This window comes from Anaerostipes amylophilus (genome assembly GCF_025567365.1).
GTDB classification, from domain to species: Bacteria; Bacillota; Clostridia; order Lachnospirales; family Lachnospiraceae; genus Anaerostipes; species Anaerostipes amylophilus.
This window is the reverse complement of sequence record NZ_JAOQJG010000003.1, coordinates 91,566-116,469: the sequence shown is the minus strand read 5'-3', so window position 1 is coordinate 116,469 and position 24,904 is coordinate 91,566. Positions and strand designations below refer to the sequence as shown.

The window sequence follows — 24,904 nt, the reverse complement described above, 5'->3', positions numbered from 1 at the left end:
TTAGCAACGTGCGCCATAAGACGCATAACATGAAAGAAACACGTATTTCTACGTGTTTCTTATCATAGCAAGTTTATCTATTAATTACAATGCTTATTTCTTTGTAATATATCCTTTTGCTTTTAATGTCTCTGCACATAATACAGCTCCACCTGCTGCACCACGAACTGTGTTATGAGAAAGTCCTACGAATTTGTAATCGTATACTGTGTCTTCTCTTAAACGTCCAACAGAGATTCCCATTCCGTTTTCGTAATCTACGTCTGCTTTTACCTGTGGGCGGTCATCTTCTTCTAAGTACTGGATCATCTGTTTTGGAGCACTTGGAAGATCTAATTCCTGTGGAAGTCCGCTGAAGTTCACTAATTTTTCGATCAACTGTTCTTTTGTTGGTTTCTTTTTGAATTTAACGAAAACTGCTGCTGTATGTCCGTTTAATACTGGTACACGGATACACTGTGTTGTGATCACTGGTGTTTCAGCTTTCACGATCACACCGTCTTCAATGTGTCCCCATAAACGAAGAGGTTCCTGTTCACTCTTCTCTTCTTCTCCACCGATGTATGGGATGATATTTTCTACCATTTCAGGCCAGTCTTTGAAAGTTTTTCCTGCTCCGGAAATTGCCTGATATGTTGTAGCTACGACTTCATATGGTTCGAATTCTTTCCATGCTGTTAAAACTGGTGCATAACTCTGGATAGAGCAATTTGGTTTTACCGCTACGAAACCTTTTGTTGTTCCTAAACGTTTCTTCTGGCTTTCGATAACTTCGAAATGTTCTGGGTTGATCTCAGGTACTACCATTGGTACGTCTGGTGTCCAGCGGTGAGCACTGTTGTTAGATACAACTGGTGTTTCTGTTTTTGCGTAGTCTTCCTCGATCTTTTTGATCTCATCTTTAGACATATCAACTGCACTGAATACAAAATCAACCTGAGAAGCAACTTCTTCTACTTCGTTTACATTCTTTACGATCATAGATTTTACTGCTTCTGGCATTGGTGTATCCATTTTCCAGCGTCCACCTACTGCTTCTTCATATGTCTTTCCTGCAGAACGTGGGCTTGCAGCTAATGTTGTAACTTCAAACCATGGATGGTTCTCTAATAATGAAATAAAACGCTGTCCAACCATTCCCGTTGCACCTAAAATACCAACTCTTAATTTTTCACTCATGCTTCTTCTCTCCTATAGTACACGAACTCGAACGACTCCGTCGATCTGTTCCATTTTCTTAACTGTTTCTTCTGTTGGTGCTTTCTTTTCCATATCAAACATAGAATAAGCCCATTCACCTTTGGATTTATTTAACATATTGGCAATGTTATGTCCATCTGCTGCAAGGATCGCTGTTAACTGTCCGATCATATTTGGAAGGTTTTTGTGATGCACTGTGATACGTGCTGCACAATTTGCTTCTCCAAGATCACAGTTTGGATAGTTGACTGAATTTACGATATTACCATTCTCTAAGTAATTCATTAACTGGTCAACTGCCATCTCTGCACAGTTTTCTTCAGATTCTTCTGTAGAAGCTCCTAAATGTGGAATTGTGATCACTTTATCAACTCCAGCAATCTCTGCACTTGGGAAGTCTGTAACGTAATGTTTTACTTTTCCAGATTCTAATCCTTCGATCACTGCCTGATTCTCAACCAATTCTCCTCTGGCAAAGTTTAAGATCGTCACTCCGTCTTTCATCTTATCGATGGCTTCTTTGTTGATCATTTCTTTTGTGGAATCCATATATGGAACATGGATCGTGATGTAATCACATGTCTCAAATAATTCATCGATAGATGCGATATGTTTTACCATTCTTGATAAACTCCATGCGGAACGTACAGATACATATGGATCGTATCCGTAAACTTTCATTCCAAGACGGTTACAGATATTTGCTACTAAAACTCCGATAGCTCCAAGTCCGATGACTCCAATGCTCTTTCCTTTTAATTCGTTTCCTGCATACTGTTTCTTCTGTTTCTCAACTAATTTTGCAAGATTTTCTTCGGAAGCATTTTCTTTAACCCAGTTATATCCACCAATGATATCGCGGGATGCAAGTAAAAGTCCGGCAACAACTAATTCTTTCACTCCATTTGCATTAGCTCCTGGTGTATTGAATGCTACGATACCTTTCTTTGCATATTCATCTAATGGAATATTGTTAACTCCAGCTCCAGCTCTTGCAACTGCAAGAAGGCTTTCTGGAACTTCAAGTTCATGCATGGATGCACTTCTTACTAAGACTGCATCTGCTGCATCTAAATCATCAATGACTTTAAAATCTTCTGTAAATAAATCAAGCCCTTTGTCTGCGATCGGGTTTAAGCATTTTACTGTATACATGGCTCCTCCTTATTTGTTCTCTTCTTCAAATTTCTTCATGAATGCAACTAATTTTTCAACACCTTCTTTTGGCATTGCGTTATAAATACTTGCACGCATTCCACCAACGGTACGATGTCCTTTTAAGTTTTCAAATCCAGCTTCTTTTGCTTCGGCTACGAATTTGGCATCCAAATCTTTGTCTCCTGTTACAAATGGAACATTCATTAAAGAACGATCTTTTTTGACTACTGTTCCTTTAAACATTTCACTCTGATCTAAGAAATCATATAAGATCTTTGCTTTTTCTTCGTTACGTTTCTTCATTGCTTCTAGTCCACCCTGGTCTTTTAACCATTTGAAGACTTTACCACAAATATAGATTCCATAGCATGGAGGTGTGTTATACAATGAATCTGCATCTGCCTGTGTTTTCCATTTTAACATGGTTGGTGTTCCTTCTAACACATCATCTGTAATCAGGTCTTCACGTACGATACAAACTACAACTCCAGCTGGTCCAACATTTTTCTGTACTCCAAAATAAATAACTCCAAAGTCTTCTACATTCACAGGCTCAGATAGAATGCAGGAAGACATATCTGCAACAAGGATCTTTCCTTTTGTGTTTGGAATCTGCTGATATTTTGTTCCATAGATTGTATTGTTATAGCATACATATACATAATCTGCATCTTCTGATACTGGAAGATCAGAGCAATCTGGAATATATGTATATGTTTTATCTTCAGATGAAGCTAAGATATTTGCTTTTCCATATCTTGCTGCTTCCTGATATGCTTTCTTTGCCCACTGTCCTGTGATGATAAAATCTGCGACTTTGTTCTTCATCAGGTTCATAGGAATAGCTGAAAACTGCTGGGAAGCTCCACCCTGAAGGAATAATACTTTATAATTATCTGGGATGTTCATTAACTCTCTTAAGTCTGCTTCTGCAGTTTTGATGATGTCATCAAACATCTTGGATCTGTGGCTCATCTCCATAACGGACATTCCACATCCTCTGTAATCAAGCATTTCCTCTGCTGCTTCTTTTAACACTTCTTCCGGAAGTACTGCCGGTCCAGCTGAAAAGTTGTATACTCTTGCCATTTCTTTTCTCTCCTTTATATGAAAATAAATTAAAAGTTATCTTGCCTGCGCCTCAAGATCCGCTTTATCAAATGCATCTTCAATGGAGCCGCCTGGATTAACCATTGGCCATACTTTGTCATCTAAATCGATATGACAATCAAGAACCATAGGTTTTCCTAACGTTAAAGCTTCTTTAAATGCATCTTTGAATTCATCGATATCCGTGATCTTCTTTGCATCAACTCCAAGACCTTCAGAAACTTTTACAAAGTCCACTTTGTCCTGAAGTGTTGTATACGAATATCTTTCTTCATAAAACAGATCCTGCCACTGTCTTACCATTCCTAATACGCTGTTATTGATGATTACTTCTATAACAGGAATGTTGTATCGCGAGGCGGTCGCAAGCTCGTTTAAATTCATACGGAAACATCCATCTCCTGCAATGTTTACTACGATCTTGTCTGGATTACCAACTTTGGCTCCAAGACTGGCTCCAAGACCGTATCCCATTGTTCCAAGACCTCCAGATGTCAATAATTTACGTGGTTTATCATATTTATAAAACTGAGCGGCCCACATCTGATGCTGTCCAACTTCTGTTGTAATGACTGCCTCACCTTTTGTAATATCATAAATCGCTTCCATGATCTCAGGGCATGTTAAACATCCCTTGTCATATGTTAATGGATATTTTTCTTTATATTCTTTGACTGTATTCATCCATTCTTTATGTTCCTGTGCTTCTAAGCGGCGATTGATCACAGTCAGAACTGCTTTTACATCTCCGATGATTGAAGCAGATACACAAATATTCTTATTGATCTCAACTGGATCAATATCGATCTGTAAAATCTTAGCATTCTTTGCAAATGTCTTTGGATTTCCTAATACACGATCACTAAATCTTGTTCCGATCGCGATCAGTAAGTCACAATGAGAAACTCCAAGATTTGATGCCTTGGTTCCATGCATACCAAGCATTCCACTGTAACGCTCATCTGTACCATTAAATGCTCCTTTTCCCATCAAGGTATCACATACTGGGGCATCAACTTTATCTACAAACTCTTTTAATTCATCTGCTGCATCAGAGATAACTGCTCCTCCACCTACTAAGATGTATGGACGTTTTGATTCTTTGATCATCTTGATCGCATTCTGAATATCTGCTTCTTTGATTCTCTCGCTGAAACGGATGATCTTCTCTGGTTTTTCTGCTTCATAAGATGTCACGGCTGCCGTCACATCTTTTGGAATGTCAATTAAAACCGGTCCTGGTCTTCCTGTTTTTGCAATCTTGAATGCTCTTCGAATTGTATTTGCCAGTTCTTCTACATTCTTTACAATAAAGTTATGCTTTGTGATTGGAATTGTAACTCCAGAAATGTCAACTTCCTGAAAACTATCCTTTCCAAGAAGACTCACTCCTACGTTACATGTGAGTGCAACAACTGGAACAGAGTCCATATTCGCTGTTGCAAGTCCTGTGACAATATTTGTTGCTCCAGGTCCGCTTGTTGCAAAGCACACTCCAACTTTTCCTGTAGATCTTGCATATCCATCTGCTGCATGAGAAGCTCCCTGCTCATGAGAAGTCAGGATATGTGTAAAATACTTTTTCTGTTTGTATAATTCATCGTAAATGTTTAAGATAGCTCCACCTGGATACCCAAAAATGGTATCCACGCCTTGCTCTTTCAAACATTCTAAAACAATCTGAGCACCTGTCAATTGTTTCATCATTTGATCCTCTTTTCTTACTTCATTACTCTTTGATTTCTAAAACTGCTCCGCGGTTTCCAGATGTAACTAAAGATGCATATCTTGCAAGATAACCTGTTGTAACCTTAGGTGTTCTAGGTTTCCAGTTTTCTTTTCTCTTTGCTAATTCTTCATCGGAAACTTTTACATTTAATGTATTTGCATCGATATCGATTACGATGATATCTCCTTCTTCTACTAATGCGATTGGTCCACCAACGGCTGCCTCTGGAGAAACATGTCCGATACAAGCTCCTCTGGAAGCTCCGGAGAATCTTCCGTCTGTGATCAAGGCTACACTTGATCCAAGTCCCATACCCATGATCGCTGATGTAGGATTTAACATTTCTCTCATACCAGGGCCACCTTTTGGTCCTTCGTAACGAATAACGACAACATCACCTGGTTTGATATCTCCACCTTTGATCGCTTTGATCGCATCTTCTTCGCAGTCAAAGACTCTTGCTGGTCCTTCCATCTTAAGCATCTCAGGAGCAACTGCTGAACGTTTTACAACTCCTGAATCTGGTGCTAAGTTTCCTTTTAATACGGCGATTCCACCAGTCTGGCTGTATGGATTGTCGATCGGACGGATAACTTCTGGGTTCTTGTTTACGCATCCTTCAATGTTCTCTGCCACTGTCTTACCTGTTGCTGTGATAAGATCTGTATGGAGAAGATTCTTCTTATTTAACTCATTCATAACGGCATAAACACCACCAGCCTCATTTAACTCTTCAATGTATGTATGTCCTGCTGGTGCAAGATGACATAAGTTTGGAGTTCTCTTACTGATCTCATTTGCCATTTCAAGATTTAATTCAACACCTGCTTCATGAGCGATCGCTGGTAAATGAAGCATACTATTTGTACTACATCCTAATGCCATATCAACAGTTAAGGCATTTTCAAATGCTTCCTCTGTTAAGATATCTCTTGGGCGGATATTCTTCTCTAATAATTCCATAACCTTCATTCCTGCATGTTTTGCAAGACGGATTCTTTCAGAATATACGGCTGGAATTGTTCCATTTCCCTGTAATCCCATACCAAGTACTTCTGTTAAACAGTTCATGGAGTTTGCTGTATACATACCAGAACATGATCCACATGTAGGACATGTTTTATTTTCATATTCATCTAATTCTTCTTTTGTGATCTTACCTGCTGCATAAGATCCTACTGCTTCAAACATACTTGATAGACTTGTTTTGCATCCTTTTACACGTCCCGCAAGCATTGGTCCGCCACTGACGAACACTGTAGGTACATTAACACGTGCAGCTGCCATTAAAAGTCCTGGTACATTTTTGTCACAGTTTGGAACCATAACTAAAGCGTCAAACTGATGTGCTAATGCCATACATTCTGTAGAATCAGCGATCAGATCACGTGTTACTAAGGAATATTTCATTCCAACATGTCCCATTGCAATACCATCACATACAGCAATTGCTGGGAATACAACTGGTGTTCCACCAGCCATAGCAACTCCGAGTTTAACCGCTTCGACGATCTTATCAATATTCATATGCCCTGGTACGATCTCGTTATACGAACTTACGATTCCGACCAATGGCTTTTTCATTTCTTCTTTTGTGAAACCTAATGCGTTAAATAACGATCTCTGAGGAGCATATGCTTCTCCCTCTGTAAATTTATTATTCATAAAACTAACCTCCTAGTATAATATACCTTCTTCTATCTATGATAATTATTTAATCTTGTCGATGATCAGCTGTCCCATCTCTTTACATCCGACTTTCTTCATTCCATCAGACATGATATCAACAGTTCTGTATCCATCTGCTAAAACTGCTTTGACTGCTGCTTCAATTTCATCTGCTTCTTTATCAAGATCAAAAGAATAACGAAGCATCATAGCTGCAGAAAGGATCGTTGCGATTGGGTTTGCGATATCCTGTCCTGCGATGTCTGGAGCTGATCCGTGGCTTGGTTCATATAATCCAAACTTACCTTCTGCAAGGCTTGCAGATGATAACATTCCGATAGATCCTGTGATCATACTTGCTTCATCAGATAAAATATCTCCAAACATGTTCTCTGTTAAGATCACATCGAACTGACGAGGGTTATTCACTAACTGCATTGCACAATTGTCAACTAACATATGTTCATATGTAACATCTTCATAGTCTTTCGCTACTTCTTCAACAACGGCTCTCCATAATCTGGAAGAATCAAGCACATTTGCTTTATCAACACTGATTACATGTTTTTTACGTTTTCTTGCAATATCGAATGCTTTGATCGCGATTCTTCTGATCTCATTTTCATTGTAAGATAATGTATCAACCGCTGTTCTTACACCATCAACTTCTTCTGTATGTCTTTCTCCAAAGTAAAGACCACCTGTTAATTCTCTCATAATGACCATATCAAATCCATCACCGATCACTTCATCACGAAGTGGGCATGCTTTCTTTAACTCATCATATAAATATGCTGGTCTGATATTGGCAAATAATCCAAGGGCTTTACGAAGTTTTAATAATCCTGCCTCTGGTCTTAACTGTGCTGGAAGTTTGTACCATGGAGATGTGCTTGTATTTCCTCCGATAGATCCCATTAATACTGCATCACTATTCTTAGCAATCTCTAAAGCTTCTTCTGTTAATGGTTCTCCGTGAACATCAATGGATGCTCCTCCCATTAAGATCTGTGTGTAAGAAAATGTGTGTCCGTATTTCTCACCTACAGCGTCTAAAACTCTCATTGCTTCTGTGACAATCTCTGGTCCGATTCCGTCACCTTTGATGACTGCTAAATTACAATTCATATCTTCTTCCTCATTTCTTCTTGTCTTCTTGATATTACTTATGTCTGTCAATGAATTGGCAGATTTATTTACCCTAAAACTACTAATGCGATAAACGCTCCAATACAGCTTGCACATGCAACTGTAACAATATTTTTTTCATTATATGCAAAAATCATCGCAATTGCAAACCCAATTGTCGATGCAATCCAATTTCCTGTGGCATAAAACACGGCTGGCATGATCATTGCCGCCAAAACTGCATATGGTACATAGTATAAAAAGGACCTAAAAAATCTATTCTCGATCTTCTTCTGTATTGCAATCAGTGGAATGACTCGTATTAAATATGTAGAAACTGCTGTGACTACAATGTAGATCAATAATCTGCTAAGCTTCATCAGTCTCCTCCTCTTCTACTGGAAATAAAATTGCTCCAAGTGTTGCTGCGATCAGCGTACAGATGATGATTACAAAACCACTGGATACAAAAGATAACGCTTTGATATATTTAAATAATAAACTGATGATCATGGATATGATGATCACGATCGTTATATGCTTATCATGTCTTGCCGGTGGAATAATGATTCCAATTAACATTCCATAAATTGCAAGTCCAAGTGCATTCCTTAAGATCAATGGTAATAATGTATTCGCTGTTGCTCCTAATAATGTACCTATTGTCCAGCTGATCCACGGAATGGACATCAATGCATAGAAATATTTTGGTGTAATTTCTTTTCTTCCTGCACAGGAAACTGCAAAAATCTCATCAGTTACCATAAATGCCATCGAAAGTCGATTCCATAGTGTCGACTTCTCCGACATTTTCTGTCCGATCGCAATCGACATGATTGAATATCTTAAATTAATAATGATCTGTGATAAGACTAATTCTACTAGTGATCCTCCCGCTGTCATCGTAATGATCGCTGCAAATTGTCCTGCTGATGTTACACAAGTTGCAGAGATCAATGTAAGTGCCCATACAGGGATTCCATGAGATGCTCCTGAAATTCCAAATGCAAATGAAACAGCTACATAAGCTAATCCGATTGGAATCCCATCCATTAGTCCTCTTCGAAATTCATTGTCTGATTTCATTATCTGCTCCTATAGTTCAAAATAATTCGATTCCTGCAAAAATTTATAAATTTCTCCCAAAAATCGAACTTATATAATAGGATACCACATTCTTAGACAGATTGGAAACTATTTTTCAATGAAAACCGCATGAAATTGATGTTTTCGTTGAAATACATCACAAAAAATATTATAATCTTACTGTAAATCTATAAATTCAAAAATAGGGGATGCATATGTTAAAGAAAAAATTTATTTGTCTTGGATTATCTATGATAATGCTTTTTACGAGTATCATAAATACTCCTGCTGCTGTAACTGCTGGCCAGTATTATAAAATCAAGTATACACATAACAAGAAAACTGTTACAAAACGAGCCATTGATGCAAGATATAACAACAAAGTGATCAAAACAAATATTCCTGGATATATTGAAGGTTCTATTTCTATGTACTCTGCATACTGGATCTTTGGACGCTGTTCATCAATCAGCACTAAATATTCTTATTCATCAAAAACAAAGAAGATCACTCTTACGCGTGGTTCACAAAAATTAGTTTTAACGTTAAACAGCACAGCTGCAACGATCAATGGAAAGAAAATCACTCTTCCATCTGCCCCAAGGAAGGTATACTATCCTGCACGTAAGAAGAATTATATTATGGTTCCAGGGGATGCTGTGGCTAAGAATCTGCAACTGAACTATGCATGGAATAATCGTCTGCTTGCAGGCCTTATTACTAAAAAGGGATCAACTAGCACACAACCTACAACAGCAACGTCTAATACTAGCACAACATCTACAACCCTTGGTTCAAAAACTAAGATTACAGCTTCAGCATCAAATTATTCTATCAGAATCAAGAAGCCTTCTGGATTGTCAGCTTCTGCTGTTAGTTGTACCGATGATTATTCAAATAAACGACTAAGAATCATCGTTAATGGGAACTATAAGACTTTCTTCAGTTCTGCTTCTAACAGATATATCAAGGAATCCCTTACATACAATGTATCTTACAGTGGCGGCAAAACTTATATTGATCTTAAGACAAATGTAATCAAGGGATTCAGTGTAATACAGACTTCTTCCTATATATATGTGAAATACGCAGATCCAAAGAAGATGTTCTATCATGTAGTCGTTGTTGATGCTGGTCATGGAGGAAAGGATTCCGGTGCAGTTGGAAACGGATACTCTGAAAAAAACATGACTTTAAAGATCGTTCAAAGTATCAAGAGTAATTTTGACAAAAATTCTAGCTACAAAGTTTATTACACAAGGCTTTCCGACTGGTATCCAAGTCTTTCTTATCGTTATAAGATGGCAAACGAGGTGTCCGCAGATCGTTTCTTGAGTGTTCATATCAATTCAAGTGATAGTTCATCTTCTAAAGGAACTGAAACACTTTACAAAACTTATAAATCCTATGCACAGACCCTTCAGTCATTCGCTTTGACCGGAATGGGCTACGCATCAAACGGTTCCTATAATCGTGGATTAAAATATCGTTCTGATCTAGCCGTATTAAATGGTCCAAAGATGACAACTGCACTTGTAGAACTTGGATTCATCTCAAATAAAACCGAGACTAGCCGTATTAATTCGAGAACATCCACGATTGGTTATAATCTATATAAAGCGATTTGTAATTCTTTCTAATTTTAAATTTCTAAAAGTCATATTGCAAAATATGACTTTTTTCTTGCAATAATATTACATATATGTTACAGTTAATTCTCGGAAAGGAAGATACAAATGAAATTACAGAAATTTATTATCACAACATTGTTATCAGTTTCAATTATCGGTACAGGAATACCTGCAAATGTTTCTGCATCATCATACGCTGTAACAAAACATACTTATACACTAAAAATCAACAAGAAAAAGCAAAAGAAAAAAGCTGTTGGTGCTTCTTACAATGGAAAAACCATTAAAACAAAAGCTCCTGGATATAAGACTGAAAACACTCCGATGCTCTCTGCATATTATGTTTTTAAAAAAGGCATGGGTGTATCTTATTCTTATTCTAAAAAAAATTGGAAAATCACTTTAAAACGTGGTTCCAATAAAATTGTTATGACACGCGGTAATAAATACGCCTATGTAAATGGTAAAAAAACAAAAATGCCAACTCCTGCACGTAGTGTCTATTCTTATGAACAGAAGAGTAACTTTATTTATGTACCTGGATCTTTTTGTGCAAAATATCTTAGATTATCTTATTCTTGGAATGATTCTTCTTATACTGAAACATTCAAAAGTAATTCTACTGCAAGCACTACAAGCAAAACTTCTTATGTACAGCTTGCAAAACCTTCCGGTTTAAGCAATAGAAATGTTTCGAGCACGGATGATTATCATAATTATCGTTTGATTCTTAATATCAAAGGTAACTACAAATCATTTTACGAAAAATCTTCAAACCACAGGGTTGTGAATGATTCTTCATTTAAATCATACTCTGTAAAATATTCTGGTGGATATACAAAAATTTATATTAAGCCACGCAGTAAAACGATCAAGGGATTCCGTGTAACCCAAACAGATTCCTATATCAGAGTTTACTATGCTTCACCTAAATCTATGTATAAACAGATCATCGTATTAGATGCAGGTCATGGTGGTTCTGATTCTGGTGCTGTTGCATATGGCTATAAAGAAAAAAATATGACTTTAAAAATCGTTCAGGCCGCAAAAAAATATTTTGATAAAGACCCTAACATCAAAGTATATTACACTCGACTTTCTGACACTTATCCAAGTTTAAGTGATCGATCTGCCCTTGCAAACAATGTTGGTGCTGACAGATTCTATAGTGTACATATTAATTCCGCCGGAAAATCTGCTCACGGAACAGAAACTTTATATAATTCAAAAGGATATAAATCAACTTCTGGATTAACTAGTTACAAATGGTCAGCTACAATCCATCCATATATCCGTTCTGCTACAGGATTCACAAACCGTGGACTCGTTGATCGTACTGGATTATATGTACTCCGCCACTCAAAAACAGCATCCACATTAACAGAAATTGGATTTGTATCAAATAAAAGTGAATCTAAAAAAATGAATGCTAACCTAAATAAATATGGAAAAGCAGTTTATAATAGTACAAAAGCTTCATTAAACAAAAATCCTACTAAACGTTAATTTACCAATCAATATATTTATTTGAATAAAATATTTCTAGCCATCCTTTACTCATTGCAAAGGATGGCCTTTTTATTTATTCCTCTTTTTCTTATCTTCTGACTGTATAATATGGAATTACCAGATACATTCCATCTGTAATCTGTCTATCATAGATGTGATTCGTCTCACATACTTCATCTATATAATCATCAACAGTATCATATTCATCTCCCATATGTTCCTTAGCAATGCTCCACAAGGAATCACCTTTCTTAACCTGAATACTTGTAAACTTCTTCTCCTTTGTCCCCTGTGCCTCTATAGTAGGAGTTTTCATAAATAATACATGAAATGCCATAAATAATACTCCTAAAAGAATTATTAAAAAACACCATCTTCTCTTCTTACTTATCATAATGTATTCCTCCTCTTATTTATCGAACATCTGTTTTGTCTTTATTATAATTCTCGAACATTTGTTTGTCAATATTTTTTCGAAACTTTGTTCGAGAACACTTGTTTCTATAGTGATTATATGTTATTATGAATATAATAAAAACACGGAGGATATAGTACATGGCAAGAGAACAATTAAGTGATAAACAACAACAGATTCTGGAATTTATCAAGCGCCGCATCCTTGACAAAGGATATCCACCTGCAGTCCGCGAAATCTGTGAAGCCGTGAACCTTCGTTCCACATCTTCTGTCCATTCTCATTTAGAGACATTGGAACGAAAGGGATATATTCACAGGGATCCTACAAAGCCTCGTGCAATTGAGATTATCGATGATGATTTTAACCTCGCTCGCCGCGAGATCATTAATATTCCTGTAGTTGGTACTGTAACAGCTGGAGAACCTATTCTGGCTGTACAGAATATTGAAGATTATTTTCCAATGCTTCCAGATCGTATCAGTAACAAGAATACATTCATGTTACACGTCCGTGGCGAAAGTATGATCAATGCTGGAATTTTCGATGGTGATCTTGTTATTGTCGAACAACAGTCAACTGCTGAGAATGGTGACATAGTTGTTGCAATGATCGAAGATTCCGCCACAGTCAAAACATTCTACAAAGAAGACGGCTACTATCGCCTTCAGCCAGAGAATGATTCCATGGAACCTATTATTGTGAACGAAGTATCTATCATTGGCAAAGTGGTTGGACTTTACCGCTCAATGAAATAAAATAAAAAGAAGCCAGAACCGAGAATCTTAATGCGATTTCTCCATTCTGGCTTCTTTATTATCTTTTTTAATTTAATTCTTCAATAGAAACTTCTTTTCCATCTTTCCAGATTCTCTCAAGATCATAGAACAGACGATTTTCTTTATCAAAGATATGGATAATGATATCTCCAAAATCAAGTAAGATCCAGTTTCCTTCTCTGTATCCTTCCATCTGTTTCATTTCATATCCAGCCTTAAACAGTTCTTCCTGCACATTATCTACCATTGCCTGCACCTGGTTTTTATTATTACCATCTGCAATAATAAAATAATCTGCTAAAACTGAAATGCTGCGAATATCAATGATCTTAATATCTTCTGCTAATTTGTCATCTAACGCATCATATGCGATCTTTACCATATTTAATGACTGATCCATCTTAATTCTCCTTCTTATTCTTATAATACTCATAAGTCTTGATTGTGCGCTGATCAATTTCCTGTCCGCATTCTGTCAGATAATTAATCGTATTGTTAAGAATCTCATATGCACATGCATCCAAATCTTCAAATGCAAGTTTCCGTACCTTTATAAGTCCCGGTATTATTTTTCTATTTGGCTCTATATAGTCTGCAATAAAAACAATCTGATCTAAAGGACTCATTGCAATCTTTCCAGTTGTATGACATCCAATCGCTGATAAGATTTCCTTGTCTTCTTCCTCATAATCATCTTTTGCAAGAAATGGGGCAATCTCCTGATGCATTAACTGTGGACTCTTTGTTAATGTTCCTTCAAGACAAATGTTATATCTCTCACATAACTGTCTTTGCTTCTCAATCGAAAATCCTTTTGCACAATCATGTAACAATCCAGCTCTGTAAGCTCTCTCGGTATCTACATCAAATACCATCGCCATACATGAAGCTGTATAGGCAACTCCTAAAGTGTGTCTGTATCTGGATGGTTTTAGTACTGTTTTTAATTTATCTTCAATCTGCTGTAATTCCATATAAATCATTTCTTTCTATATAATCGATCACATCCTCTGGAAGGAAAAAATGAATACTTGATCCATTTTTGCATCTCTTTCGGATATCATTCGATGAAATCTCGATACTTGGACTGCTTAAATGATAAATCTTCCCGCTATATTTTTCTTCCAGATAATCAATCTGGGCATCTAAGGCACTTCTTGAATCGTTTCTTGTAGCAACCAGAATATTCGCCATATGAAAAATCTGATCTGGATCTTTCCATGTCTCAATCTGATAAAGGGAATCTGCTCCCATAATAAAATAATACCTGCAGTCATCATCTTTCTGTGTAAGGGCTCTTAATGTATCCACTGTATATGTCGTGCCATCTCGTTTTAATTCCATATCACTAAATTTAAAATATGGAAAATTGGCAATTGCAAGTTTGATCATATCGACACGATTCTGCTCGCTGACTCCTCCACTGATCATTTTGTATGCCGGATTCTTTGTTGGCATAACAAGAATCTCATCAAGTCCAAATTCCTCTTTCGCTGCCTGTCCAAGAATTAAATGTCCATGGTGGATCGGATTAAATGTCCCGCCAAGAATTCCTATCTTCTTCATGGCTCTTCCTCCGATATTATTTTCCTGCTTTTGGCAGTTCAATTCTTTTATGATTCTTTGATTCTTTATATAATACGATCTTCTTACCGATCACCTGTACAACCTGAGATCTTGTTCTCTCTGCTAATACAGTTGCCAGTTCTTTTGGATCGTCCATGCAGTTTTGAAGTACACCAACTTTGATCAGTTCTCTTGCTTCTAAGGCATCTCTGACACCCTGTACAAGTTCTGGTGAAATGCTTCCTTTTCCGATGTTATAGATCGGATCGATCTTCATTGCAAGGCTCTTTAAATAAGCTCTTTGTTTGCTTGTCATGTTATCCTCCATTAAATTAATTATATATCTATCTATAGTAGTCAAACTCCAGATTATAAAGACGTACAGTATCACCTTCTTCGATTCCCATCTCTGTTAAACGTTCAATGACACCGTTTTCTTTCATAAATTTCTGGAAGAAGTCAAATCCTCGCTCTGATTCCAGATTTGTATATCCAAGCATTCTCTCTACTTTTGGTCCTTCGACTGTATATAGGCCTTCTTCTGGATGAGCAATAATGATTCCACCTTCTTCTTCTCCAAAGTTTAGTTCATATTCCTGTTCAAATTCTGTTGCACCTTCTGGTAATTCATCTAATAATCCCTGCACGTGCCATAATAATTCCTTGACGCCTTCTCCACTAACTGCAGAGATAGGGAATACCTTAATTCCTTCTGGTTCAAACTCTTCTTTTAATAAATCGATCACAGTCTCTCTGTCTGTCTCAGACATCGCGTCCATCTTGTTGGCTGCGATCACCTGTGGTTTCTCTAAAATCTCTTTGTTGTATTTCTTTAATTCATCTGTAATAGCATGGATATCAACGATCGGATCTCTTCCTTCTACAGAAGCTCCATCTACCATATGGATCATAACTTTTGTACGTTCAATATGGCGTAAAAACTCAAATCCAAGTCCAACACCTTCAGACGCACCCTCAATGATTCCAGGGATATCTGCAATAACAAATCCTTTGCTTCCATCCATATCTACAACTCCAAGATTTGGATTCAATGTTGTGAAATGGTAGTTCGCAATCTTTGGATTCGCATTTGTTACTCTTGATAAAAATGTTGATTTTCCGACATTCGGGAATCCAACTAATCCAACATCAGCGATCACCTTTAATTCCAGCATAACTTCAATTTCCTGTGCTTTTCCACCTGGCTGAGCATATTTTGGTGCCTGCATGGTTGGTGTTGCATAATGCTGGTTTCCTTTTCCACCACGTCCACCTTTTAATAGTACAACTGGTTCTTTTTTATTTGACATATCAAGGATAACTTTCCCTGATTCTTTTTCTTTTACTACGGTTCCTGCTGGAACTTTCAGGATGATATCTTCTCCGTCAGCACCATGGCATCTTCTTCTGCCACCTTCCTGACCATCTCCTGCCTTGAATTTTCTTCTGTGACGGTAATCAGATAAAGTATTGATTCCTTCATCTACAACAAAGATTACATCACCGCCACGGCCACCGTCTCCACCATCCGGTCCACCGTTTGGTACATAAAGTTCCCTCCGGAAGCTTACATGGCCATCTCCACCTTTTCCGGATCTGATTATAATATTAGCTCTATCTGCAAACATTGTCTTTTCCTTTCTGTATCAAAAAACAATTTCCGGTCACAAAATTCCTTCATTATCTTATATCATAATGAAAAACGGCCTCAAATATGTATTTGAAGCCGTAATTACTGAATCTCAAATGATCTGTTCCTGTATGCAATTAAATTATGCTACTGGATGTACAGAACACTGTTTTTTATCTTTACCTTTTCTTTCGAAGCGAACAATACCATCAACTAATGCGAATAATGTATCGTCACCACCGCGTCCTACGTTAACGCCTGGATGAATCTTAGTTCCTCTCTGTCTGTAAAGAATATTTCCAGCTTTTACAAACTGTCCGTCAGCTCTTTTCGCACCTAATCTCTTAGATTCAGAATCTCTACCGTTCTTTGTAGAACCCATTCCTTTTTTATGAGCGAAAAATTGAAGGTTCATTTTCATCATTTTTGTTACACCTCCTTAAAGATTACATCTAAATACTGTTCATGTTCTTCTTCCACCGAAGTAAGTCCAAGAATCAGTGATCTTAATAACAAGCTTCCATCATGTGAAAGCTCTTCCGTAAATACTACGTCAATTTCTGCGTTCTCCTGGTTTACATCAATCTGATAGTGATCATCTGTCAGCTCATCCAGGGAATTCACAAAATTAATTACCAGCGCAGATACTGCGGCACAGACAATATCTTGTCCTTCCGCACTGTAACCTGCATGGTCCTGTGAATGGAAGCCATGAAAGCTTCCATCAACTCCTTGATAGAATGTTATCTTTGTCATAACTCTATCCTCAGGATATTATCCAACGATACTATCGATCTTAACCTGTGTAAATAACTGTCTATGACCGTTTTTCTTATGGTATCCAGTTTTTCTCTTGTATTTGTAAACGATGACTTTCTTACCTTTTCCTTCGCTTACTACAGAAGCTTCAACTTTCGCACCATCAACGGTAGGTGTTCCAACTTTAACAGTATCTCCACCAACTAAAAGTACATTATCAAATGTTACTTTAGCTCCTACTTCAGCGTCAAGTTTCTCAACTTTGATTACGTCGCCTTCGCTTACTTTATACTGTTTTCCACCTGTTGCGATAATTGCGTACATCACGGCACCTCCTATTATCAAATCTCGCCAGCTTTGGTGATTTCTCGCATTCTTTAACCTCGCTGTGCGGCATACTCATATATAATAACAGCACTATTCTAATATGTCAATACTTATTTGTCGAAAAATTGGATTTTTTTCTTTTTTTCTTGTAATCTCCATAATTCCGAGTTTTGTAATGTCTACTGCGACTGCTTTTTTTGAGTCATCATTTAAATAATGCTGCATTACCTGTAATAATTCTTTCTCATCTTCTTTTGATCTCATATCAATGAAATCGATCATGATGATCCCGGATAAGTTTCTTAACCGGATCTGTCTTGCTGCTTCCTTTGCAGCTTCTAAATTTATTTTCTTAATATGTGTTTCCTGATTTTTCTTTCCGATAGATTTGCCAGTATTCACATCAATAACTGCCATTGCCTCTGTCTGCTCAATATAAAGAAATCCCCCAGACTTCATAAAGATCTTTTGCTTAAATACTTCTGACAGATAATGACGGACTCTGTATCTGCGGTCAATATCTCCTGCCTCATAACAGCATAAAGATACCTCATAGCCTTTTTCTTTTAACTGTTCATACAGATCTTCCTGGTCTGTTACAATACTGTCTGCTGCTTCTGGTTTTATATCACATACAAGAACTGACAATGCATCATAATTTGTATCTACAAGCTGTGGTGCTTTGCGGTATGACTTCTTACGGACAATCTGCTGATACTTCTCTGCGAGCATATCCGCCTCATAAAGCACATCTTCCTTATCGGCTTTCGCTGCCTCAGTACGAATAATAAAACCATATTCCTGTGTCACCAGAGGCTCTGCCATCTCTCTTAATTCCTGTTTCTTGTCTTTTTTATGAATCTTATTAGAAATCCCTACAGAAAGCTTGTCTGAAGTCAGCACAAGATATTTGCCAGTTAATTCAATCTGGTCTGATAACATTGGGCGTTTTTCCTTCGTCGCCTCTTTCTTTATCTGCACCAGAACTTCATCTCCCGCTTTATATTGCTTATGTTGCATGGAAAGAAATCCCATCTCATCTTCATCAAACTCGACAAAAGCTCCATTGATATTTTTCACAACATTTTTTACGATGCCTGTGTAAATATTTCCGATTTCGATTTTGGCTTTTTCACTCACACATTGAAATTCCACTGGCTGGTGATCTTTTAATAACATACTTACCAGATGGTCTTTCATCTTTGTGATCACAATCTCTGTATACGCCATTATTCTTTGATACTAGGAATTTCTACAACTGGATCCGTCTCTGCTTCATAGTCAATTCCTTCCTCATTAAATCCAAACATACGGTAAAAATCTTCCCAGTAACCATCAACATCTGCCAGTCCCTTGACATTATCTGTATCAATCTCTTCCCAACGCTTCTTCACTTCATTCTGAATATCATCACGAAGTTCCAGATCATCCATTCGAATCCATCCATGTTCATCTGTGACTGTATCTGCTAATAATTTCTTTTCTTTAAATAAACGTTCAATCTGTTCGATACATCCTTCATGAACATTATTTTCTTTCATAACTTTATATAATACAGACATATATAATGGAACAATCGGAATTGCTGCACTCGCCTGTGTTACAAGCCCTTTATTTACAGAGATCAGCGCCTTTACTCCAACCTCTTTTGTAATCTCATCAGCTGTCTGATGCAGATGTTTCTTTGCTGCACCAATCGTTCCTTCATAATAGATCGGATAAGTAAGTTCAGAACCAATATAAGAATATGCAACCGTACTTGCGCCTTCAGATAATACATCAGCATCCTTTAAAGCCTGCATCCATAACTTCCAGTCTTCACCACCCATAACTTTGACTGTCGCTTTCACTTCTTCTTCTGTCGCTGCAGGAATGCTCTTCATTCCAATACTATTATCTTTCAGGTTAAGATTCTTATTTGTAAATTCCTCTCCTGTTGTCTTTAGGACAGAACGATATGTTTCTCCATCTGGTGTTGTTCTTCTTGGTGCTGCGAGACTGTATATAACAAGATCTACTTTACCAAAATCTTTTTTGATCGTTTCGATCGTCAGATCTTTAATTTCCTTAGAAAATGCATCTCCATTGATTGTTTTTGCATAGATTTCTTCTTCATTTGCAAACTGTTCAAATGCTGCTGTATTATACCATCCAGGACTTGCTGTCTTCTTTCCATTAGATGGTCGTTCAAACATAATTCCAAGTGTATCTGCATGACATCCAAACGCTGTTACGATTCTTGATGCCAGTCCATATCCTGTAGAGCATCCGATCACTAAGACTTTCTTTGCTTCTCCAGGAATTTCTCCCTGCGCTTTTACATAAGCGATCTGATCTGCTACATTCTTCTTACATCCTTCTGGATGTGCTGTTAAACATAAATAATCTTTGACTCTTGGTTTAATGATCATAAATTTTCTCCTTTAAAAAACATCAGTCCAATAAGGCAGATGTATATTTTACTAAAATCTGTTATTTAAAATTATAATATGTATCTGTTTTATCTGTCAAATTTTTATGCTACATATCTTAAATTTTTGTTGGATATCTTCAAAAAGATTTCTTTCTTTGAATCTCTTATATTTTTAAAGTTCTATCTTAATGCACAAAAAAAGACATCTCTCAAATTGAGAAATGCCTTTTTGATCTTACTGAACAATTCTTCTTACTGTTACGATCTTTCTGTATCTTGCATTGTTAGAGATTTTAATTCCACCTCTTGGATATGGTGCTGAATTACTTGCGTGTACAATCTTGTTATTTCCCATGTAAATTGCAACATGTCCGCTATAACAAATTAAATCTCCTGCTTTCGCATTCTTAATTCCACCTTTTACTTTCTTACCATATCTTCTCTGTGCACTTGAAGAATGAGGAAGGCTCTTTCCAAACTTCTTATATACACCTCTTGTAAATCCAGAACAATCTGTTCCTTTTGTTAAGCTTGATCCACCGTATTTGTATTTATTTCCTACAAATTTCTTTGCATATTTAACAACCTGCTGTCCTTTTCTGCTTGCTGCCTGAACTTCCTTTGTCTTTGTATGTACATTCATTGTAACTGCCGCCGATGCCATTGCTACTAATACTGCTAGTCTTAAAATAATCTTTTTCATATTGTCTCCTATATGTATATCAATTTTTAAATTTATTTCAAATGTTTCGTTCAACAGTTAATATTGTACGATACGCAGCAACATTTGTCAACAGTTTTTTAAGATTATTTCAGTTTGCTTAATATTTTTGTAACATTTCTGTTTTTTCTCTTTAATAAATCCAAATGACGTTTTACGATCACTACTTCCTGATCTGTAATATCTGCATCACTAAACTTTGCTTTTTCAATGATCCCGTATGTCATCAGTTCAGCTGTTTTCCTCGATTTTCCTTGGTTTTCTCCATATTTTTTTAATTTATTTTCGTAGAAAAGAATCTTTTCTTTGTTGTCCATTTTCTTTAACTTCTGCAAGTTTTGTAACATTTTTATTAATATTACAACAACCAAAATAATTGCAATTATTGCTACAAAATGCAATACTTTTTTTACATTTGTTACAAATTGTTTTTTATTTGGTACAATCGCATTGCTCTGTTTATCCAATTTTTGTACTTGCTCATATGCTGTTTTACCTGTATTCATCCCAGTAACTTCCACAGGCAACCACCCAATGTGCTCAACATAAACTTCTGCCCAGGCATGTGCTTCATAATCCGTCACTTGTGCCTTTCCAAGTCTCCACTGATCAGATCGAATCTTATACCCTTCTACATATCTTGCTGGAATCCCAGCATTTCGAAGCATAAAAACTGCTGCCGATGCATACTGGGTGCAAAATCCTTTCTTTCGATCTTTTAAGAAATAAACTATCGGATCTTTTCCTTGTGGTGTCAACCCTGGACGATAACTATATTGGTAATTACGTTTTAAATAAGACTGGACTTCTTCAATATTTTGATTCTCTGATTTCTTTAAATCGGTCTTAAGATCTAATGTTTTTAAACATTTTTTTATGGAATCCGGTATTTTTAAATATTCTTTTCTTACATAAGTTCCATAATCATCCATCGTCTTTATGTAATCTTTTTCCATGATCTCTTCCATTGTGCTTCCGATTTTAGAAAAATCAAGCCTTTGTTGTGCCTGAAATACTGCTTTTGGATTCTTTACCTGATAATATACCATGTCATAATCCTTGCGACTGTTTGTCCTGCTGATCATGCTATCAGAAATAACATTTCCTTCTATCTGGCTTATATCACAAAAATATGGAAACAAAAGATATCGATCTTGTTTCTTCTGATAAGAGATTTTCAAGTTCCTTTTTTCCGAAAACATCATATCTTTATCCGTTTTAATGTAATCTTTATCATATGTAACAAAATCGTCCATATGAAGATCTGAAAACAGAAACGGAAGTTCTATTGCTGACTCACCACCATATACAATGGTGTCTTTCGTACTTGCTATCCACTTTCCATTTACGTAGTCACTGCTTACATAACTTTTCAGATAAAGATCATCTTTTTCTGGCGCATAAACCTGAAATAATTTTTTTCCTGTCGGTGATACTTCTCCCACTGAAGCAATATCCCCATTTCCAAGTCCTCCTTCTGCTACATAAGATTCACCTTGCGTCATCTTTCGAATCTGTACTAAGATGCTACGCTTGATCATTGTATCTGCAGGAACCGTCGTTTGGTCATGAAAATATAATGGAAAGATCATCAAAATACATAAAATACCAATTAGTCCCGCAAATTCCTTTTTCCCTTTGCGTAAGCTAAAATAAACGATCCATGATCCAAGAAATAAAAAGAATACAGCAGAAATACTATATGGTGCCACAATCAAAACAAAGCACTCCATCACCCCTGTTAAAGCAAACAAGATCAACGGATATTTCCTTAAAAATGATAAAAGTATCCCTGCAATCAGAAGAAAAAATACAACCGCCAACACACTGTCTCTACGGCTGTTTTCCATCTGTACTGATACATAATAATAAAATCCAAGATCCATACTTTGATTCAACGCAAGTGCCATTTTATTATTGATGATTCTGAATCCATTTAAAAGTTGTGTATGAAACACCGCTAAAAATAATCCAGCCATAATGATCATCAGATAAACTGTCTGTTTCAACCGATCACATAACGTACATATTCCAAGAAACAGTACAACACTTCCAGAAATCATAATCCATTGGTATCTGGAAACCCTAAATCCTGCAAAAATCCCCCATATAACAGAGGCAAAAATAATCGCAGGCAATATATATTCTATTTGTAATTTCCTATTCTTCTGCATTATAACTCCATCTCATATAAATATTTCTGGATATTTTTTATATTATCATCAAGTGTAATTGCCTGGATATTAGGAATTTCCATAGATATCTCTGATATTCCACACTCAAATATATCCGTAAAAAGTTCTTCATATTGTTCTATATACTTTAATAAAAACATATGGTTTCCATAATAGATTTCTTGATTTACCCCGGCATTCATATAAAATAACAAAACGGAATAAACCACTGCAAAATAATCAGAAATTCGATCTTTATTTATATCTTTAAGGCTAATTGCAATCTTTACACTTTCCTGTGCTTCATCCTCATTTTTTCTAACCCATAAATCTCTGGATGTAGCATAAAGGTTCCAATGAATTCTTGATAATCTGTCTCCTTCCCGGTATTTCCTTACTCCATCATATTCAAATCCCTGCTCACAAGAATTCATTTTCTTGAGTCGATCATTCATGGTTCCTAATTCATAAGAATGTGGCATTACAAGAATCCGGATTTCTTGTTGTAAATATTTTTTTATTTTATAAATTCCAGTAAGATCTTCCCATGAAACAGATATCAAGCGAAACACAACATGATCGCATTTTTTCATTTCTTCTGTCAAAAGCAGATTGTCTATCTTCTGATTCCATCGAATCTTCTGTCTTATTTTGTTTTTAGTTCCATAAAATTTTGATTCAATCTCATATTCAACTTCAAAAATATAATCATCATTCCTTGTATTAATTCCAGAAATCTCTGGAATGATCTTGATCATTTCTCCTTGAGTTATGATCCGTTCTTGAACATTTGCCTTAAATTCCAGCTGTTTTTCCTCTTTTTTGCAGCGACTGATACTATAAATCAAAATAAGAAATAAGGATGCCATAAGGCACCCTCCAATCCAGTTTCCATAAATGATCCAGTAAACAGCCGCAAATACTATGACAAAAAAATACATCTTTATCCTTTCTGATTGCCCTTTGGAAGTGGAATCTTGTAAAAAATGTCTTTTAAAATTTCCTTCCTTGTCTTTTTCTGAATCCTTGCTTCTTTACTTTTTATAACTCTGTGTTCAATTGTTTCAAGAAATACATTTTTTATATCCTCTGGTATCACATAATTGCGTCCATCAAGATATGCGTTAGCTTTCGCCATGGATAACAATGCAATCGTTCCTCTTGGACTGATCCCAAGCTCTAAATCTCTAGATCTTCTTGTTTCATTTGCAATTTCTACAATATATCTAATAATATCTTCATGAACAAACAATCCTTTAACTTCCTTACGAGCTTTCTTTAACTCTTGTGCTGAAATCTGTTCTTTGATATTCTGCTCTGTCAGATCAACACTTCCCTGCATAAGCATCTGCACTTCACTTTCCATATCTGGATAACCAAGGGAAGTTCGAATCATAAATCTGTCTAACTGTGACTCTGGAAGTGTATGCGTTCCGATTGATCCAAGTGGATTCTGTGTTGCAAGCACAATATATGGATCCGGCAGATCTCTTGTCACTCCATCGACCGTAATCTTTCCTTCCTCCATCGCTTCTAATAATGCTGATTGTGTCTTCGGAGACGTTCTATTGATCTCATCCGCAAGAAGCAGATTCGTCATTGCTGCACCTTCCCGATATTCAAAAGTTTCACTTTCCATATGATAGATAGAAAATCCTGCAATATCTGTCGGCATAATATCCGGTGTAAACTGAATTCTCTGATATGAGAGACCTAAAACCTTCGAAAAAGCCAATGCAAGTGTTGTCTTCCCAACCCCTGGAATATCCTCGATCAAAACATGCCCTCCGGCAAGAATTGCTGTCATGATCTGATGAACTGTACGCTCTTTGCCGATCATGACACGATTGATCTCTTCCATTGATTTTATGACTTTTTTATCCATCAAGATTTTGCTCATA

The 24,904-nt window shown here is 36.5% G+C and carries 26 protein-coding genes; 3 read left to right on the top strand and 23 right to left on the bottom strand.

Annotation, left to right across the window (positions count from 1 at the left end):
• Nucleotides 1–93: 93 nt before the first annotated feature.
• From asd to OCV53_RS04990, 8 genes are all read right to left on the bottom strand, one after another.
• Entirely contained in the window at nt 94–1,179 is a 1,086-nt protein-coding gene (gene asd, locus OCV53_RS05025; protein ID WP_055196873.1) for an aspartate-semialdehyde dehydrogenase, read from the bottom strand.
• 12 nt (nt 1,180–1,191) lie between these two features.
• The gene (locus OCV53_RS05020) at nt 1,192–2,355 is read right to left on the bottom strand and encodes a phosphoglycerate dehydrogenase (RefSeq protein WP_022375284.1); all 1,164 of its coding nucleotides are present in this window, start codon (nt 2,353–2,355) and stop codon (nt 1,192–1,194) included.
• 9 nt (nt 2,356–2,364) lie between these two features.
• Nucleotides 2,365–3,447 (bottom strand): 3-phosphoserine/phosphohydroxythreonine transaminase, encoded by a 1,083-nt coding sequence (gene serC, locus OCV53_RS05015; RefSeq protein WP_022375283.1) that lies wholly within the window; start codon nt 3,445–3,447, stop codon nt 2,365–2,367.
• A gap of 36 nt (nt 3,448–3,483) precedes the next feature.
• Nucleotides 3,484–5,172 (bottom strand): biosynthetic-type acetolactate synthase large subunit, encoded by a 1,689-nt coding sequence (gene ilvB / locus OCV53_RS05010; protein WP_055196871.1) that lies wholly within the window; start codon nt 5,170–5,172, stop codon nt 3,484–3,486.
• Nucleotides 5,173–5,197: 25 nt separating this feature from the next.
• Nucleotides 5,198–6,862 carry a dihydroxy-acid dehydratase gene (ilvD, locus tag OCV53_RS05005; RefSeq protein WP_055196869.1) on the bottom strand — a complete coding sequence of 555 codons (1,665 nt, stop codon included), beginning with the start codon at nt 6,860–6,862 and terminating at the stop codon, nt 5,198–5,200.
• Between the two features lie 45 nt (nt 6,863–6,907).
• On the bottom strand, nt 6,908–7,993 hold the full coding sequence (gene leuB, locus OCV53_RS05000; protein ID WP_055196868.1) for a 3-isopropylmalate dehydrogenase: 1,086 nt from the start codon (nt 7,991–7,993) through the stop codon (nt 6,908–6,910).
• Between the two features lie 68 nt (nt 7,994–8,061).
• The gene (locus OCV53_RS04995; RefSeq protein WP_055196866.1) at nt 8,062–8,373 is read right to left on the bottom strand and encodes an AzlD domain-containing protein; all 312 of its coding nucleotides are present in this window, start codon (nt 8,371–8,373) and stop codon (nt 8,062–8,064) included.
• Nucleotides 8,363–9,079, bottom strand: a complete 717-nt coding sequence (locus OCV53_RS04990) for an AzlC family ABC transporter permease (protein WP_022375279.1) — start codon at nt 9,077–9,079, stop codon at nt 8,363–8,365. The genes OCV53_RS04995 and OCV53_RS04990 overlap by 11 nt, the downstream gene beginning before the upstream one ends.
• Nucleotides 9,080–9,294: 215 nt before the next feature.
• On the opposite strand from OCV53_RS04990, the gene OCV53_RS04985 reads away from it, so the two are divergent.
• A complete protein-coding gene (locus tag OCV53_RS04985; protein ID WP_055196864.1) occupies nt 9,295–10,719 on the top strand; it encodes an N-acetylmuramoyl-L-alanine amidase in 1,425 nt (474 codons plus the stop codon).
• Between the two features lie 96 nt (nt 10,720–10,815).
• A complete protein-coding gene (locus OCV53_RS04980; protein ID WP_055196863.1) occupies nt 10,816–12,216 on the top strand; it encodes an N-acetylmuramoyl-L-alanine amidase in 1,401 nt (466 codons plus the stop codon).
• Between the two features lie 91 nt (nt 12,217–12,307).
• Here the strand turns inward: OCV53_RS04980 and OCV53_RS04975 are convergent, their stop codons facing one another.
• Nucleotides 12,308–12,613, bottom strand: a complete 306-nt coding sequence (locus OCV53_RS04975; RefSeq protein ID WP_022375276.1) for a LysM peptidoglycan-binding domain-containing protein — start codon at nt 12,611–12,613, stop codon at nt 12,308–12,310.
• Nucleotides 12,614–12,774: 161 nt separating this feature from the next.
• Here OCV53_RS04975 and lexA point away from each other — a divergent pair, with 161 nt between their 5' ends.
• The gene (gene lexA / locus OCV53_RS04970) at nt 12,775–13,392 is read left to right on the top strand and encodes a transcriptional repressor LexA (protein WP_022375275.1); all 618 of its coding nucleotides are present in this window, start codon (nt 12,775–12,777) and stop codon (nt 13,390–13,392) included.
• 67 nt (nt 13,393–13,459) lie between these two features.
• Here the strand turns inward: lexA and rsfS are convergent, their stop codons facing one another.
• The 14 genes from rsfS to OCV53_RS04900 all read right to left on the bottom strand — a co-directional run bounded on the left by rsfS (nt 13,460) and on the right by OCV53_RS04900 (nt 24,903).
• Nucleotides 13,460–13,813 carry a ribosome silencing factor gene (rsfS, locus tag OCV53_RS04965; RefSeq protein ID WP_008391478.1) on the bottom strand — a complete coding sequence of 118 codons (354 nt, stop codon included), beginning with the start codon at nt 13,811–13,813 and terminating at the stop codon, nt 13,460–13,462.
• Between the two features lies 1 nt (nt 13,814).
• Nucleotides 13,815–14,387 carry a bis(5'-nucleosyl)-tetraphosphatase (symmetrical) YqeK gene (gene yqeK / locus OCV53_RS04960; RefSeq protein ID WP_242852120.1) on the bottom strand — a complete coding sequence of 191 codons (573 nt, stop codon included), beginning with the start codon at nt 14,385–14,387 and terminating at the stop codon, nt 13,815–13,817.
• Complete coding sequence (gene nadD, locus OCV53_RS04955) at nt 14,368–14,979, bottom strand: nicotinate-nucleotide adenylyltransferase (RefSeq protein WP_055196859.1); 612 nt, start codon at nt 14,977–14,979, stop codon at nt 14,368–14,370. Before nadD ends, yqeK begins: the two co-directional genes overlap by 20 nt.
• A 16-nt stretch (nt 14,980–14,995) precedes the next feature.
• Nucleotides 14,996–15,295: a ribosome assembly RNA-binding protein YhbY gene (yhbY, locus tag OCV53_RS04950; RefSeq protein ID WP_055196858.1), complete on the bottom strand. Its 300-nt coding sequence runs from the start codon at nt 15,293–15,295 to the stop codon at nt 14,996–14,998.
• Between the two features lie 28 nt (nt 15,296–15,323).
• Complete coding sequence (gene obgE / locus OCV53_RS04945; RefSeq protein ID WP_055196856.1) at nt 15,324–16,607, bottom strand: GTPase ObgE; 1,284 nt, start codon at nt 16,605–16,607, stop codon at nt 15,324–15,326.
• Nucleotides 16,608–16,751: 144 nt separating this feature from the next.
• A complete protein-coding gene (gene rpmA, locus OCV53_RS04940; RefSeq protein ID WP_008391483.1) occupies nt 16,752–17,033 on the bottom strand; it encodes a 50S ribosomal protein L27 in 282 nt (93 codons plus the stop codon).
• Nucleotides 17,034–17,038: 5 nt separating this feature from the next.
• Nucleotides 17,039–17,365 (bottom strand): ribosomal-processing cysteine protease Prp, encoded by a 327-nt coding sequence (locus tag OCV53_RS04935; RefSeq protein ID WP_022375270.1) that lies wholly within the window; start codon nt 17,363–17,365, stop codon nt 17,039–17,041.
• 18 nt (nt 17,366–17,383) lie between these two features.
• Nucleotides 17,384–17,692 carry a 50S ribosomal protein L21 gene (rplU, locus tag OCV53_RS04930; RefSeq protein ID WP_009263894.1) on the bottom strand — a complete coding sequence of 103 codons (309 nt, stop codon included), beginning with the start codon at nt 17,690–17,692 and terminating at the stop codon, nt 17,384–17,386.
• A gap of 93 nt (nt 17,693–17,785) precedes the next feature.
• The gene (locus tag OCV53_RS04925; RefSeq protein WP_055196854.1) at nt 17,786–18,925 is read right to left on the bottom strand and encodes a ribonuclease E/G; all 1,140 of its coding nucleotides are present in this window, start codon (nt 18,923–18,925) and stop codon (nt 17,786–17,788) included.
• Nucleotides 18,925–20,106: an enoyl-ACP reductase FabV gene (gene fabV / locus OCV53_RS04920; protein WP_055196852.1), complete on the bottom strand. Its 1,182-nt coding sequence runs from the start codon at nt 20,104–20,106 to the stop codon at nt 18,925–18,927. The genes OCV53_RS04925 and fabV overlap by 1 nt, the downstream gene beginning before the upstream one ends.
• Nucleotides 20,107–20,343: 237 nt before the next feature.
• On the bottom strand, nt 20,344–20,811 hold the full coding sequence (locus OCV53_RS04915; protein WP_022375267.1) for a C40 family peptidase: 468 nt from the start codon (nt 20,809–20,811) through the stop codon (nt 20,344–20,346).
• Between the two features lie 104 nt (nt 20,812–20,915).
• Nucleotides 20,916–23,003: a transglutaminase domain-containing protein gene (locus tag OCV53_RS04910; RefSeq protein WP_022375266.1), complete on the bottom strand. Its 2,088-nt coding sequence runs from the start codon at nt 23,001–23,003 to the stop codon at nt 20,916–20,918.
• Nucleotides 23,003–23,872: a DUF58 domain-containing protein gene (locus OCV53_RS04905; RefSeq protein ID WP_242852119.1), complete on the bottom strand. Its 870-nt coding sequence runs from the start codon at nt 23,870–23,872 to the stop codon at nt 23,003–23,005. The genes OCV53_RS04910 and OCV53_RS04905 overlap by 1 nt, the downstream gene beginning before the upstream one ends.
• Nucleotides 23,873–23,946: 74 nt before the next feature.
• Nucleotides 23,947–24,903, bottom strand: a complete 957-nt coding sequence (locus OCV53_RS04900; protein WP_022375264.1) for an AAA family ATPase — start codon at nt 24,901–24,903, stop codon at nt 23,947–23,949.
• Nucleotide 24,904: the final 1 nt, after the last annotated feature.